At 39.7% G+C, this 14,613-nt stretch carries 14 protein-coding genes; all 14 read right to left on the bottom strand.

The window, feature by feature from the left end; genetic code table 11:
* Positions 1-501: 501 nt before the first annotated feature.
* Positions 502-1,470: a hypothetical protein gene (locus PGW42_RS06890; protein WP_118006034.1), complete on the bottom strand. Its 969-nt coding sequence runs from the start codon at positions 1,468-1,470 to the stop codon at positions 502-504.
* The gene (locus PGW42_RS06895) at positions 1,448-3,226 is read right to left on the bottom strand and encodes an AAA family ATPase (RefSeq protein WP_270203167.1); all 1,779 of its coding nucleotides are present in this window, start codon (positions 3,224-3,226) and stop codon (positions 1,448-1,450) included. The genes PGW42_RS06890 and PGW42_RS06895 overlap by 23 nt, the downstream gene beginning before the upstream one ends.
* A gap of 43 nt (positions 3,227-3,269) precedes the next feature.
* A complete protein-coding gene (locus tag PGW42_RS06900; RefSeq protein WP_118006030.1) occupies positions 3,270-3,698 on the bottom strand; it encodes a Panacea domain-containing protein in 429 nt (142 codons plus the stop codon).
* A 229-nt stretch (positions 3,699-3,927) separates the two neighbouring features.
* A complete protein-coding gene (tsf, locus tag PGW42_RS06905; RefSeq protein WP_044999250.1) occupies positions 3,928-4,860 on the bottom strand; it encodes a translation elongation factor Ts in 933 nt (310 codons plus the stop codon).
* 45 nt (positions 4,861-4,905) lie between these two features.
* Positions 4,906-5,649: a 30S ribosomal protein S2 gene (gene rpsB / locus PGW42_RS06910; RefSeq protein WP_044999249.1), complete on the bottom strand. Its 744-nt coding sequence runs from the start codon at positions 5,647-5,649 to the stop codon at positions 4,906-4,908.
* A 188-nt stretch (positions 5,650-5,837) separates the two neighbouring features.
* Positions 5,838-5,975, bottom strand: a complete 138-nt coding sequence (locus tag PGW42_RS06915) for a hypothetical protein (protein ID WP_008375213.1) — start codon at positions 5,973-5,975, stop codon at positions 5,838-5,840.
* Positions 5,976-6,028: 53 nt separating this feature from the next.
* Entirely contained in the window at positions 6,029-6,436 is a 408-nt protein-coding gene (locus PGW42_RS06920; protein WP_055155563.1) for a GerW family sporulation protein, read from the bottom strand.
* Positions 6,437-6,472: 36 nt separating this feature from the next.
* Positions 6,473-7,588, bottom strand: coding sequence for a DUF2953 domain-containing protein (locus PGW42_RS06925; protein ID WP_270203166.1), 1,116 nt, complete (start codon positions 7,586-7,588; stop codon positions 6,473-6,475).
* The gene (locus tag PGW42_RS06930) at positions 7,585-7,911 is read right to left on the bottom strand and encodes a hypothetical protein (RefSeq protein ID WP_118198336.1); all 327 of its coding nucleotides are present in this window, start codon (positions 7,909-7,911) and stop codon (positions 7,585-7,587) included. The genes PGW42_RS06925 and PGW42_RS06930 overlap by 4 nt, the downstream gene beginning before the upstream one ends.
* A gap of 20 nt (positions 7,912-7,931) precedes the next feature.
* Complete coding sequence (locus PGW42_RS06935) at positions 7,932-9,269, bottom strand: peptidoglycan D,D-transpeptidase FtsI family protein (RefSeq protein ID WP_270203182.1); 1,338 nt, start codon at positions 9,267-9,269, stop codon at positions 7,932-7,934.
* Positions 9,270-9,345: 76 nt separating this feature from the next.
* Positions 9,346-10,878 carry an FtsW/RodA/SpoVE family cell cycle protein gene (locus PGW42_RS06940; protein ID WP_117556003.1) on the bottom strand — a complete coding sequence of 511 codons (1,533 nt, stop codon included), beginning with the start codon at positions 10,876-10,878 and terminating at the stop codon, positions 9,346-9,348.
* A gap of 8 nt (positions 10,879-10,886) precedes the next feature.
* Positions 10,887-13,301, bottom strand: coding sequence for a U32 family peptidase (locus tag PGW42_RS06945; protein WP_270203165.1), 2,415 nt, complete (start codon positions 13,299-13,301; stop codon positions 10,887-10,889).
* A 101-nt stretch (positions 13,302-13,402) separates the two neighbouring features.
* Positions 13,403-13,816, bottom strand: a complete 414-nt coding sequence (gene zapA, locus PGW42_RS06950; RefSeq protein ID WP_008375194.1) for a cell division protein ZapA — start codon at positions 13,814-13,816, stop codon at positions 13,403-13,405.
* A gap of 94 nt (positions 13,817-13,910) precedes the next feature.
* Positions 13,911-14,585, bottom strand: a complete 675-nt coding sequence (locus PGW42_RS06955; RefSeq protein WP_117556007.1) for a Crp/Fnr family transcriptional regulator — start codon at positions 14,583-14,585, stop codon at positions 13,911-13,913.
* Between the last annotated feature and the right edge of the window lie 28 nt (positions 14,586-14,613).

Raw genomic sequence — 14,613 nt, forward strand, 5'->3', positions numbered from 1 at the left:
AAAAAACACCACAGGATCCCCCTAGAGGGGGTTTATTTTTACTGTGACACAAAAAAAGCAGAAGATATCTAATCCTTTTAGAATAAATATCTTCTGCTTTAAGTTAATGGCATTGTGAAAACACTGGATTTTCAAGGGTTTTAAGACTCTTTTTAAAGTTCTGCAAAAATCAGATTACTGTGCCATCTGTTTTGCGACTTTTGAATTACATTCCAGCCTGATTTGTGAACTTTGAAATTATATTCCTGCCTGTATTGCTACTTATATATAATACAGCTATGTATTTATCAGTATTTTCAAGAAATTGGTCTTTCCGGCTAATTAACGATTTCCTGTGTTCCCCAATTTTTTAAGTTGAGGAATGATTCTGAGCATTTGTTGCTTGATTTCAATTTCATTTTTTCTTATTTGGGGAACCCTTTTTATAAAGTTGGGGAGTATTTCCGTACCCCAACTTCTAGTCTCTCTGTTACTAATTATTATTTTTCAGGATATTACCTTCTATACACATAATTCATCTTTTAATTTTGAAACAGCTTCATATTCTAATTTCCCATCCGTATAATTATATAATGCCTTTCCTATATCTTCTGGAAAATATAAATCTACTGTACTTTTTAATCCTTCTTTAAAATACAATTCTCCATTCATTATATCACTATTTGCACCTGAAACCACCTCTTTAATTACTATTGTTCCCGGTCTTTCTGAGCTATCTCCATGAAAATCCTTCATTATAATTTTATTTAATCCAAAATATCTTAATTTATCCAATACATACCTGCTCTTGCGCTCTATATCTTTATATTTATGTATTGTTTTACTCTGCAGCGGATTATGATGATCCGCGCGTTTCACTTCAGGAGATTCCATATAATTATTATTTTCGTACCACTCTAACACCAGTCTTTGCAATTCATCATATGACTTATCCTTTACACTCTCCAATTCATCAGGTTCACCGATACGATATTTCTTAGAAAAATTGTTTGTTAAACAATTACATTCTAACTCAAACTCATCGCCTTGACATAATCCTTTTTCTATTTCTCCTTTTAAAATAATTGGCTCAAATTCTATTCCTCGATAACAAGAAGTCAGTAAAACATTAAGTAATTCATAATATTCCGAATCTTCGACGATCTTCACATCAGAAATAAATTCTTGTTCACCATTACATGAATCAATTTCTATCACGATAAAATTATCCACCATTAAGTGTAAAAAGCTACTATTCAAACGCAAAATATTTTCCTTTAAGTTTCTGTCTTTTATTTCTAATGTTGAAATTGGAAACGGTTGAAAAGACATTTCTTTAAGTTTTTCATACCAGCGTTGATATATAAATATTGCAACTTTATTTTTTTGATGTAATCTAATTACCTTATTAAAAAAACTGATATTTTTTCTTATTTCCTCTTCAGCTTCAATAAGAAACATATACGGATCAATCAATACATTTCTTATCATCTTTTTTCCCTTTCGTCATTGCTGTTGCAATTAAGCTATTAAGTAACTCTTGAGTTTCATCTTTAAAATCTTCCGGATATTCTAAATTACCATATGAGTTAAGTTTTCCTTTTTTTATTTTTGTTCCATTCTTATTCTGAAAAAAATTTATCGCAATCTGGTCTTCTCGAATATTTCCCACAAGCACATGATATCTCAAACGTAAAATCATATATTCGCTATGAGTCTCTACAAAAATTTTTCTTCCGTTTTTAGACAGCATAACAAAAAAATCCGCTAATCTACTTTGTGAATAAGGATGTAAATGTAATTCTGGTTGTTCAAACATAAGAATTTCATTTTTTTCTGATAATAATCCCGAAATCAAAACAGGTAACACCTGACTAGTTCCAATACCTACATTCATAATATCAGATTTTTTATATTGAATATTTTTCACTGAAACACTAAAACCAAAAGAATTCTTCTGTTCAACACTAATTTCACTAGCTATATTCAAATGATTAGCCCATTCATCTACCGCTTCTTCTAACGTAATCGTATCAATTTCATTATCTGGTAAGATATATTTTTTTACTTTATTTTCCCTCAACAAAACTGATGCAAAATATGCCCCAGTTGTCCCAACATATTTAGGTATTGATTCAAATCCTATATTGTATAATCCTTGTGGTTTTTCTCTAATTGGACCTATATAAAAAATATTTTTTATTATATCTTGTATGAATCTTCTATAAACCATCGAAAAATACATAATATTGGCAATATCCGAATCTCTATTTTCTTTTTCATCTTTTCCAGCTCTAGACAAGTCATTAAATACCCTTGAGTATTTCAAATTTTTAGTTTTTTCATCATTTGGTACAGCTTTATATTCTGCCATTTTTTCTCTATATTTATCAATAATCTGCTTAATTTTTAACATGTCCTCCGGAGAACATTCCGATAAAGCATTTAACAATATCGTTTCTTTCAATATTCTAGGCATGTTATCTGTTCTTTCATATTCTGCAAATTGTAATTTTGAATATTCAATAATCAAATCTATTATTTCTTTTATAATTTTCTGATCTTTGTTTGTTCTATTTTTTATGCGATTCAATCCACCTCTCATTAATAACAAATAGAACTTTTCTGTTCCACTTATGGCAACCATTTCTGATTTATTAATTTGTTCAACTTTCTTAGTTCTTAATACTCCCATTAATAATTCGTTTAAAAATTGTTGAAATATATTATTAAATATTTCATCATATTGCACATACAAACTTCCCAACATTAAATTTTTTAAATCAATTAAAAACTCCGTAGATCTTTCATTAAAGTTAATTGCATACTTTTGATCATCCCTCTTACTTAGGCATATGTTCTCTTCATTAATAACTACCTCTAAATCACTTAAAACAGTAATATTATCTCTTTCTTTAAATGTCCATATAAAACAAGTAGTATCAATCCCATCACCTAATTCACTTTGGTATTCTAACGCTACTCCAATTTTTATATACCCCTTTTGAGAATCGTTAATAACCTCTTGAAAATCTCCCAATGTAACAAACTTTCCAGACAACAACAAATCAATATTAGGACTATTGCATTCTATTGTTTGTTTTATAGTTAATAACGTCTGCAGTGCAGTACTTTTCCCACTACTATTAGCTCCCATAAAAACATTTAACGTAGAAACATCAATCCATTGTGGTTCATTGTAAGATTTAAAATTATCAATGAAAATTTTTTTCAGAAAAACTGCCATTATATATCCCCCTAATTTATTTTATATATAAAATCAGTCAACTTTAATAAGTTGACTGGAAATATTGTTTTATATCTTCATTTGTTATACACGTGTTATTTTCATATGCTTCTTTCCAAGGTGTTTGCTCATGGGTCATCTCAACTAACTCAAAGGCATTATAATCTCCATAATTATTCCAAACAGCCTCCATTGTCTCTTCCGACTCTACATCAGTGACATACAAAATCTCTTCTTTTTTCGGTATTTCATTCCTACCATATTTTTTAAAATAATTATAAATTTTGGGATTAACTGGACCATATTGCCATGCTTCAAAAGTTTCTGCAAAAAGTGGCTTATTATCCCACACAAAACTCCATCCCTGTGCAAAATACAATATCTTTTGTAGTTTTAGAGGCGTTAACGAAGCACGACTTTCCGAATATGATAAATGAACAAAATACTTTGCCGCATCTAATATAGTAATCATACTTTTCTCCTTTCTGCTACGCAACATAAACCTTATATATAATATAACACAGCTACTTTTTTACCGCAACAACCTTCAATGCAGATTTTTATATCTAAATAGAACTTTTCTTACTAATTTTCTATTTACAAATAATATTTTTTCTAATAATCTAAAATACCTCCTATAAATAGTGTTTCCACTATCCATAAGAGGTATTTACATTTTTTAATCTAATGCAAAGTTCGCATTATGCGTTCATCTGAGCTGCAACTTCAGCTGCGAAATCTTCATTTTTCTTTTCAAGACCTTCACCTGTTTCGAAACGAACGAATTTCTTCAGAGTGATAGTTGTTCCGTTAGCTTTTCCAACTTCGTCAAGGTATTTAGCTACAGACTGTTTTCCATCTTCAGCTTTTACATATACCTGATCTAACAGACAGATTTCCTTCATCTCTTTGTTGATACGTCCGGAAATCATTCCCTGGATAACCTTTTCCGGTTTCTGAGATTCTTTCGGGTCGTTCATAATCTGAGCAAGAAGAATTTCTTTCTCATGTGCGATGTAATCAGCATCTACATCTGCCTGGCTTACATACTTAGCATTTAAAGCTGCTACCTGCATAGCTACGTTTTTCAGAGCTTCTTTAACAGCATCGTTAACAACTGCTGTATCAGCTTCTACAAGAACACCGATACGTCCGCCACCGTGAATGTAAGATACTACACAGCCATCTGTAACGATCTTTTCGAATCTTCTGATGCTGAGCTTTTCTCCGATTACAGAAATCTTTTCTGTAAGTGCATCGTTAACTGTCTTAGAAGCATCTTCGTTCCAAGCTTCAGCCATGAATCCTTCCATATCTGTAGCTTTTGTAGTAAGTGCCTGATTAACAACTGCTTTTACAAATGCCTGGAAATCAGCGTTCTTAGCAACGAAGTCTGTCTCAGAGTTAACTTCTACGATAGCTGCTGTCTTATCTTCTTTAACGTCTGCCATAACAATACCTTCAGCTGCGATACGTCCGGCTTTCTTAACAGCCTTAGCTTCGCCATTCTTTCTGAGGTATTCGATTGCTGCATCCATATCTCCGTTAGATTCGTTCAGAGCTTTTTTGCAGTCCATCATACCAGCGCCTGTCATTTCTCTTAATTCTTTTACCATGCTTGCTGTGATTGCCATGATTTTTTCCTCCATCTTTCAATATGATCTTTTGGATTGTTCGAATTATTCTTCTGTTGTTTCTTCAGCTGTTTCTACGTCTTCGCCTTCGTAAACTTCTTCTGCTTCACCCTGGTTTGCTTCGATTACAGCATCAGCCATCTTAGATACGATAAGTTTTACAGCTCTGATAGCATCATCATTTCCTGGAATTACATAATCAAGTTCTTCCGGATCACAGTTTGTATCAGCAATACCGATCAGCGGGATTCCGAGTGTGTGAGCTTCCTGAACACAGATTCTTTCTTTCTTAGGATCTACTACAAAGATAGCATCCGGGATTCTCTTCATTTCTTTGATTCCGCCAAGGTTCTTTTCAAGCTTTTCCCATTCTTTCTTGATTTCGATAACTTCTTTCTTCGGCAGTACATCGAATGTTCCGTCTTCTGACATAGCTTCGATTTCTTTCAGACGAGCGATTCTGCTCTGGATTGTCTTGAAGTTTGTAAGCATTCCTCCAAGCCATCTTTCGTTAACATAGTACATTCCGCAACGTTCTGCTTCTGTCTTGATTGCATCCTGAGCCTGTTTCTTTGTTCCTACGAAAAGGATCTTTCCACCTTCTGCTGCGATGTCAGATACTGCCTGGTAAGCTTCATCTACTTTTCCTACAGATTTCTGAAGGTCGATGATGTAGATACCATTTCTCTCTGTGTAGATGTACTCTGCCATCTTAGGGTTCCATCTTCTTGTCTGATGTCCGAAATGAACACCTGCTTCTAAAAGTTGTTTCATTGAAATAACGCTCATGTTTCTTTCCTCCATTGGTTTTTTACTTCCGTGTGCTTATGTCCGCGAACCATGCTTGTCAGCTTTGGCACCACCGGGATAAACCACACACGTGTTTTTTTTGCAACGTTAGCATTGTATCACAAAAGCCCTGCATACGCAAGGCTTTTTTCAGGGTTTCCCCTACAGGTTCTCATATTTTTTCAAAATCAGCAGCAAAAAAGCTGATATCCGACAAGGAGGCACAGCAGAACGATCAGAATTCCGATAAATATGCTCGGAATAAACATCATGATCACCATACCAAGTGCCACAAAAAACAGTGCAAAACCAAATACCCGTTTCATCTTCGTTCCTGCTTTTTCCTCTTTTACAATAAATATATGCCAGAAACCTACATCTATTCCTGATTTTCCGGAGAATCTGCTTCATTTAACAGATCTGCCACATCCTCTTCGGTCATTTTATCCTCAGATGGGGATTTAAAACGGTCAATCACATCCGGGACCATATCCAGGATCTTGGTCATGGTATCCTGATTCTTGATGTTGACCAGTCTGGTTGTTCCGTTCTGGATCACAAGCACTGCACTTGGAATCATCTTGCCGCCAAGTCCGCCGGCTCCTCTGTCCTTTTTGTCCGCATGAAATGCCCCTGCCCCGATTGCAAAAGATACATCAACAAGCGGAAGAATGATCGTATCTCCGATGTGGATCGCATCTCCTACAACGGTTTTGGATGATACCACGCCGTTCATCCCTTTAAACAATGCATCTACTGTCTCTTTAAACTGATTATCTACTGCCATTTTTTCGATTCCTCCTGTTATTTTCTATCGAATGCTTTACCATTTAAACTCCCTGATATCATGATAAGTGCTGCGAATATTCTTATCCAGCAGCATCTTTGCTGCAAATACTGCCATATGAACTGTTCTTAGTCTTCCTTTTACATAAACGGAACCTTCCAGTACCCGCTTTTCAAAATCCGGTTCCAGATCCATATTTTCTCCGATAAATGCATAAAACATTCCACAAAGTGCCAGTACCTGTCCGGTATGGTAAGGATCTTCAAAACCGAAATGCAGTTTTACGCGAAGCTTTTTCGGCTTCAGAAAATGCTTCACCCAGACCAGTTCCTTTTTGCCACGTGCAAAAGCTGCTTTATGATTTTCCTGTTCCAGGAACTCCAGAATTTTATCTTTTTTATCTGCGATATTTTTTATTTTATCACATAAATTCTTCCATGTACATTTGATCTTTTCCAGGATTTCCCGAAGCTTCTGACTGAGCTTCCGGATCAGTTTTCCAAATGCTTTGACCGGTTTCTTCCGTTTTCGTGGAGTTTTGTGAGCCTTTCCGGATCCTCTCTCGTCATGAACATCCTTTTTTTCTCTGGATTCACTTTCCTTTTCCGGTGTAGCATTCTCTTCTTTTTTTTCTGAAAATGTTTTCACCTTCGTGTCAGGACTTCCCTGTGTTTCTGTTTTGGACTTCTCATCTTTCACGTCCGCATGCTCTGGCTTTGCATACGTTCCGCTTTCGGCTCTCTTTTCCGGCAGCGTCTGCGGCTTCTTTACATCTGCCGCATCATTTCTTTCTGCCGTTCTCTCACTGGCATTCTCCGCACCGGCTTTTTTTCCGCCATCCGGCTTTTTCTCCTTCTTTCTCGCCGGTTTATCTTCCGCTTCCAGAACATCTCCCAACTTCTTCCAGGCAATCCGCCCCTGCCATTTCACATCGCCGTTCCGATACTCCACTCTTCCTGCAATCAGATGAAGCAGCCATGAAATCTTAAGATTCCCCTCTGCATCTTCCAGCTTCCCCGGAAACTCGGCACGCAGTTCATAGCTCAGCGGTACAAAGAGAAGGACACCGATCACAAGTAGCAGGATTCCAAGAATCACCAGAAGAAGAATCCCGATAATCTTCAAAATCAATCCAATGATATGTAGAATCATTCTTCTTCCCTCTCCTGCTTTCTGATGTAGGACCGGATATCCAGATCCCCTGTTTTTTCATAAACTTCCTTTGCGATCTCTTCTACCAGATACAGCGCATCATCATATCCGCTTGCAAGACCAACTGCGAAAATATCATCATCGATCACACTTCCCTGGCGGAACATCAACGTCGAATAAAATTCCAGCTGATTTTCCCCTTCTTCGATCAGTGCGATCACATAAGTTTTCAACGGATATTTTTTTTTATTCAGTTTTGCAATCACTTTTTCTTTCTTTTTTGCCATGCTCTCACTGACATAAAGATTTTTGTAAAACCTCATGTGCGCTGTCTCCCCGACCTTTAATTATTATAGTAAGAATCAAACACCTGCTTTGCGACACTGACACCAGTAATGGTCGCTGTATCTGCATCCTCGACACAAACGCTGATCGCCAGCTCCGGATTATCCACATTGGAAAATCCGACAAACCAGGAATGTACTGTATTTCCATCTTCACTGACCTCGGCAGTTCCGGTTTTCCCTGCCACTGTATAAGACGCACCTGAAAGCGCAGCTCCGGTACCATAATCCACAACCGCCTTCATGTATTCCGTAAGCTGTGCTGCTTCAGATGATGTCATAAGCTCTTTGTAGCTTTCCGGCATATATTTCTTCACCGTTGTGCCTGCATAATTTGTAATCTTGTCCACCAGATACGGCTTCATCAGCTTTCCACCATTTGCGATCGCCGAAACGATCATCGCCATATGGTACGGACTGACCTGTGTCTCTCCCTGACCAATTGCAGTCATCATCGTATCTGCATCTCCTGCATCTGTTTTCAGGCGGAAACTGCTTTCATTATATTTCACATCACCCGGAAGCTTGCTGTTAAACAGCATCTGTTTGGCAGTCTTTCTCCATTCTGCCTTATCCAGCTGCAGCCCGATATTTGAAAACGAAGAATTGCAGGAATTTGCAACCGAATCCGTCAGATTCTCTTCCCCATGGGCAGTGCTGTTATAACAGTGGATCGTCGCCCCATTCTGTGAAAATTCTCCATTACATTCAAACGAATAATTATTATAATCTGGATTCTGCCGCATAAAAGCAAGTGTTGTCACCAGCTTGAATGTCGACCCCGGTGTATACTGTCCAAGTGTAGCCCTGTTAAGAAGCGAACTGTTCTCGTCATTGTTCAGTGCATCCCAGTTTTCCGAAACATTATTCGGATCAAAAGACGGCTTCGATACCATTGCCAGAATCTTCCCTGTACTTGGCTCCATCACGACAACTGCACCTTTGTTATCTCCCAGTGCATTATATGCTGCATTCTGCAGGTTCGCATCCAGGGTTGTGACCACCGTATCTCCCGTATTCTTCTGGTCTTTAAATTCATTCGCCAGCTTTTCCAGGAAAAAGGCATTTGAAGTCAGAAGATTGAAATTCTGTGAGGATTCCAGTCCGGATTTTCCTTTTGCGGCATATCCGACAACATGTGCAAACACTTCTCCTTCCGGATATTCCCGTGTTTCCGATCCATCGTCATTTGTCACAGTCTGTGCAAGCACTTCTCCATTTTTATCTGTAATACTGCCACGCAGCACACGGTCCGCAAGAAGATCCTGACGGATATTGTACGTGCTGTTGACAACCTCTTTACTTTTTACCACATTAAAATAAACCAGATATCCCATCAGTACCAAAAACAGTGTTACAAAAATATAAGTAACTCTCGTCAGTTCTTTATTGGTCATCTGCTTCTCTTTTTTCTTACTGGCTCCGCTTCTTTCTGCCTGTGCTTCTTTCGGACGCCGCTGTCCGTTTTTTAGGCTGCTGCGTTCGGCCTTTTTCTTCGGTTCGCCATCCGTTCGTCTGCTGCGGCTTTTTCCTTCTGCCTTCTTCTTTTGGTCGTGATACCCGCTCTCGTCTGGCAGGCTCTCCAGCTGCTGATCCAGATCTGGAAGTTCGTCTTCTCTGTAATTTTTTTCTTTCAATGTCTTCTTCCTCGTCTTCTCTTAATACATACAGTCCCTGAATGATCGCAAACATAATGATCGTACTGAGAACGGAGGTTCCACCGTAGCTTACCAGCGGAAGTGTCACTCCGGTAGACGGAATGAACTTTGTCACACCTCCGATCGTCAGAAATGTCTGAAAAATATAACAGGTTCCAAGTCCCAGTGCCACCAGTTTATAAAAGCTGTCCCGAAGCTGCATCGCAATATTCAGAAACATCATATAAACACTGACACATACCAGGATCAGACAAAGTGCAAAAATCAGTCCCATTTCCTCCGCAATTGCTGAAAAAATGAAATCTGACTCTGCAACAGGTATCTGATCTGCCGCCCCTTGAAAAAGTCCCATTCCAAACCAGCTTCCTGTACCGATCGCCATCAAGGATTGTGCCACCTGATAACCACCTTCATTGTAAACGGCAAATGGATTCTTCCATACCAGTACACGCACACGGACGTGGTTAAATAACTTATATGCCACAACTGATGCCCCACTTCCTGCAATCAGTCCGGCAAGTACATAAAGTGGTTGTCTGCTTGCCACATAAAGCATCACCAGATATACAGCAAAGATGATCAGCGCCGCACCAAGGTCTTTTGACACAACCAGGATCAGTACATGCATTGCTGCCACTGCCGTTGTGATCACAATATTCTTAAATGAAGTGTCATTCTTCAGACTCGCCGCAACGAAAAATACAAAAATGATTTTCACAAGCTCAGATGGCTGAAGGGTAAAACCTCCGATTGCAACATTCAGCATCGCTCCTCCAGTCACACGTCCTACAATGATAACGACCCCAAGCATTACAACACCTGCAATTGCATAGAATATTTTCCATTCTGACAGAGCTTTTACCTTCCGGATGATGACCGGGATCACAAGACTTATCGCTACGGATGCACTGACAATGATAAACTGCTTTACCGCAAGCGAATACGAAAGTCTGGTGATCATAATAAAACCGATTGCCATCAGCATACACATATTGTTTACAACCAGCCGCGACACCCGCGGGTAAATTTTTGTATACAGCAAAATAACTGCCAGAAACAGTACCACCTGCATCCCGTAAAATCCGATCATTTTTGTTTCATTTTTCTGCAGATACATCACCAGAAATGCAATCATATGAAGCAGAAACATCAGCACATTCTGCTTTCTGAAAATACTTCTCTGTGTATACTCATCTGCGTAATTAAATACTGCAAAACATTCAAATGTATAGACCAGCATCAGGGCTATCATCAGATATTTTGACAGCTCTACAATTATATTGACCAAAATTCCACCTACTTTATTCCTCTTTTCCAGTGTCCCCTGGTGTACGTTCCCTCCGGAAGTTCTTTTCCTTCAAAATACGCACTTAAAATCTGCCTTACCTCCTGCTGCCTTTCAGTAGTAAACATCAGTCGGATCCGCCCAGGACCGATCTGATATACCTCTTCCATCCGGTCTCCCAGATATAATGGTACATAATTGTAAAGGATATTATAACAGTAATCACATTCATTTTTTACCACAAATGAATTACGATATCTGTCAGTTATTGTCATCTGTCCGGATTTTTTCTGACATCCTCTGGTCGTTTTCTGAATACATCCTGCAGATACCATCATCGGAAGATAACCATATACGATCACTTCTCCATCCTTTACCCGGAGATCCTGGAGTTCTCTTTCTGTCAGTTCCACGGGCGCTGTAAATTCAAAAACTCCCTTTTCCTTCCAGAATTTCCTGCTTTCCTGATTAAATTCATACAGATTGTAATCGGTCATAATCCTTCCGGTATAACCATGCTCTTTCAGAAACGCAAAACTTTCATAATTTGCGATCAGAATGCCGTCCCATCCGGCTCCGAATATCCGGTTATATGCAGCTTCATACTGTTTTCGGGTTCTTTCCCGGAAAATATAAGGCATGACCAGATAAATTTCTTTCCCTGCTGCATGTACTTTTGTAATCCACTCCACATAGCTGTCCTTCTCCCAGATGCGAGGGAACATGGTACAATCCACATAGATTCTTCCGATTGCTTCTTCTTCCAAGATCACTTCCAGCTGTTCTGCGGTTCTTACCGATGCCGTCCATCCGGAAAGTACCTCTTCTTCCATTGAAAGCTCTGTCTTATCTTCTTCCGGATCTTTCACTTCACCACTTCTTCTGTATTTCTCACAGATCACTTTTTCCAGTGTCTCCAGTGCTTCCCTTCGAAGTTCGTTCAGGCTCTGCATCGGAAGAAATACTTTTTCTCCGATCTCGACCTTTAAAAAGGAAAATTCAAATTCCGTATTTCCCGTCTTGCGCAGCTGCTTTTCAATCCGCTCTCTGCTCATCGGCTGGCTCAGTGCTTCCTGTGCTTTTTCACCGGCAACCGTAATCTCGGCATCCCGGCACTTCACCGTAAGCGTTGCCGTTTCCTGCGGATACAGCCGGAAAGTTCCGCAGATCCGTTCTTTTATTTTTCCATTTACAAATTCTTCACGCAGCGTGTCAATCAATGTGCTGTTTCTTGTACGCATCCAGATTTCATCCCTCTTGAACGGGGTATCTGCAAATACCGGGATCTGCACATTCATTCCTTTTCTGACTGCATCCTTACAGGTATAATTATCTGCTTTTTCCCTGCCTTTGCGCATCGGGAGTTCAATAATATCCTGCGGATACAGGTCTGTCAGTGCTTTTGCAGTCACATTTCTGCCTTTTTTAGCAAGTACCTTTACTGCCGGCACTCCTGCATGGTTCGGACGGTTTAAGGAAATCATCTCCCGTCCATTCTGTGTATGATAATAACCCGTATGGAAACCGCCACGGTTATAGAGATCCAGCAGCATCTGCCGATCCTCCTCGCGGACATGGTATTTCTTCATCGCATACGCTGCCGGATCCTCTTCTGCCGGACATTCTTCGTAATATTTCAGATAAAGATCGGCATATTTCCGGTACTGGAAAGCGACTGCTGCCGCATACTCCGGCTTCTTCATCCGGCCTTCAATCTTGAAAGAATAAATCCCGCTCTCGATCATCTCCGGGATCAGTTCCAGTGTGCAGATATCCTTGAGACTCAGCAGATACTGTGGTCTCTTTGCTTCCGGTGTCTGGTAAAGCAGTCTGCACGGCTGTGCGCACTGTCCACGGTTGCCACTTCTGCCACCGATAAAGCTGCTGAACAGGCACTGACCGGAATAGCAATAGCAGAGTGCACCATGTACAAAGCTTTCAATCTCAAGTTCTGTCTCATCGGCAATCTTCTTCACCTCTGCCATACTCAGTTCTCTGGATGTAACAATCCGCTGTGCACCTTCCTTTTCCAGAAACTTCGCCCCATCCACTCCCGTAAGCGTCATCTGGGTACTTGCGTGGATCGGAAGATCTGGAAAATGCTTCCGGATAAAACGGAACAGTCCAATATCCTGCACGATCACCGCATCCAGTCCCTGCCGGTAATAAGGGAGCAGATAATCATACATCTGTTTCTCCATCTCACGGTCTTTGATCAGTGTATTCACGGTCAGATACAGTCTTCTTCCATGTAAATGCACATAATCAATTGCCTCTAAAAGTTCTTCCTCCGTCAGGTTATGTGCATAAGCACGTGCCCCAAAAAGGGCTCCCCCTGTATATACCGCATCAGCTCCTGCTGCAATTGCCGCTTTCAGGCACTCCATACTCCCTGCCGGTGCAAGGATTTCAACTCTGTCTTTCATATAACTCCTCTATCTTTAAATAACCTGTATACAAAGCCCCTGTGTTGCAGACATTTCTCTTTGTATACCGGAGTATCAAAAATAGACTGCCTCAGGACAGTCTATTTTGTACGGTGATTTTTCATTTCTGTTTCAAGTTGTACGATCTTCATCTGAAGTTCCTGGTTCTCTGCCTTGAGTTTATCCAGTGCTTTTTCAGCATTCTCATACTTGATCTGTACTGAGATCAGTTCATGCTTTAAATCGTACATCTCTTTGTCTTTTGCCTCGATGTCGCTTTCTAATGCGCCGCCCTGTTTCTTGGCTTTAAAATAATCATCTGCTATATTTAAAGCAAGAAGCACACTTCTGGCTTCCGCACTCTGCTTGCGATATCCATCGCTGCTTGTACATTCCTCGATTTTATGGTTCAGATAAGTGGATACCTTCTGCAGATAATCTTCACTTTCAAATCCGCTCAGGGTGAATACTTTGCCGCCTATCAAAACTTCTGTATAATTTTTTGACGATGCCATAAAGAACCTCCTTGCCGCCTAATCCTTTTTTCATTATAAACTATATTCTGATAAAAACCAACCACTTTTCGATATTTTCAGCAGAAATTCTGTTTTATTCTTTATCAGTCAGCTCAAAATGATTCTTTCTGACCTTCAAAATCCCCTCTTTTTCCATTTTTTTCAACTCATGTGACAGCACACTCCGGTTGATTCCCAGATAATTCGCCATCTGTTCTCTGTTAAATTCAATATCAAATGCACTGCTTTTGTGGCGGCTTTGCTGAACTCTCAGATACCGCTCGATTCTTTCCCGGATTCCTCTGATTGACAGCAGTTCGATTTTCCTGCACTTGCGGATATCTTCATTTGCAAGGAAATGAACCGTCTTCTTGTAAAACTCAATCCTCTCACGTAGATCCAGAACACCCTCTTCTTCCATCGCCCGTACAGGGAACCAGAAAATGTGCGCCTGTTCCGATGCATAAATATCATAAGGACTCGTCTTTTTTTCACTGACCGCAATCTCCACTCCCACAACAAACGAGCTGACCAGCTTCTGGACCAGCTGTTCGGTTCCATCCCGGTAATACTGCACTTTACAGAGCCCGCCGTCAAGCAGGATTCCGATATTGTTCAGTTTTTCTCTTTCTCTTATGATGATTTCGCCCTTGTCATAGGTTACGGTTCTGCCGCCTAACCGGTCAATGATCTCATCCGCCTTCTTCCGATCCATATCACAGAAGAAAATGCTCCGGTAAATCGCTTCCCTGTCTTGTTCTTTCTGCATTTTTGCTGCCACCTTCTGCCCGTTTTCT

The sequence above is a fragment of the Coprococcus sp. TM115-187 genome, from assembly GCF_027679115.1.
Classification (GTDB): Bacteria; Bacillota; Clostridia; order Lachnospirales; family Lachnospiraceae; genus Allocoprococcus; species Allocoprococcus comes.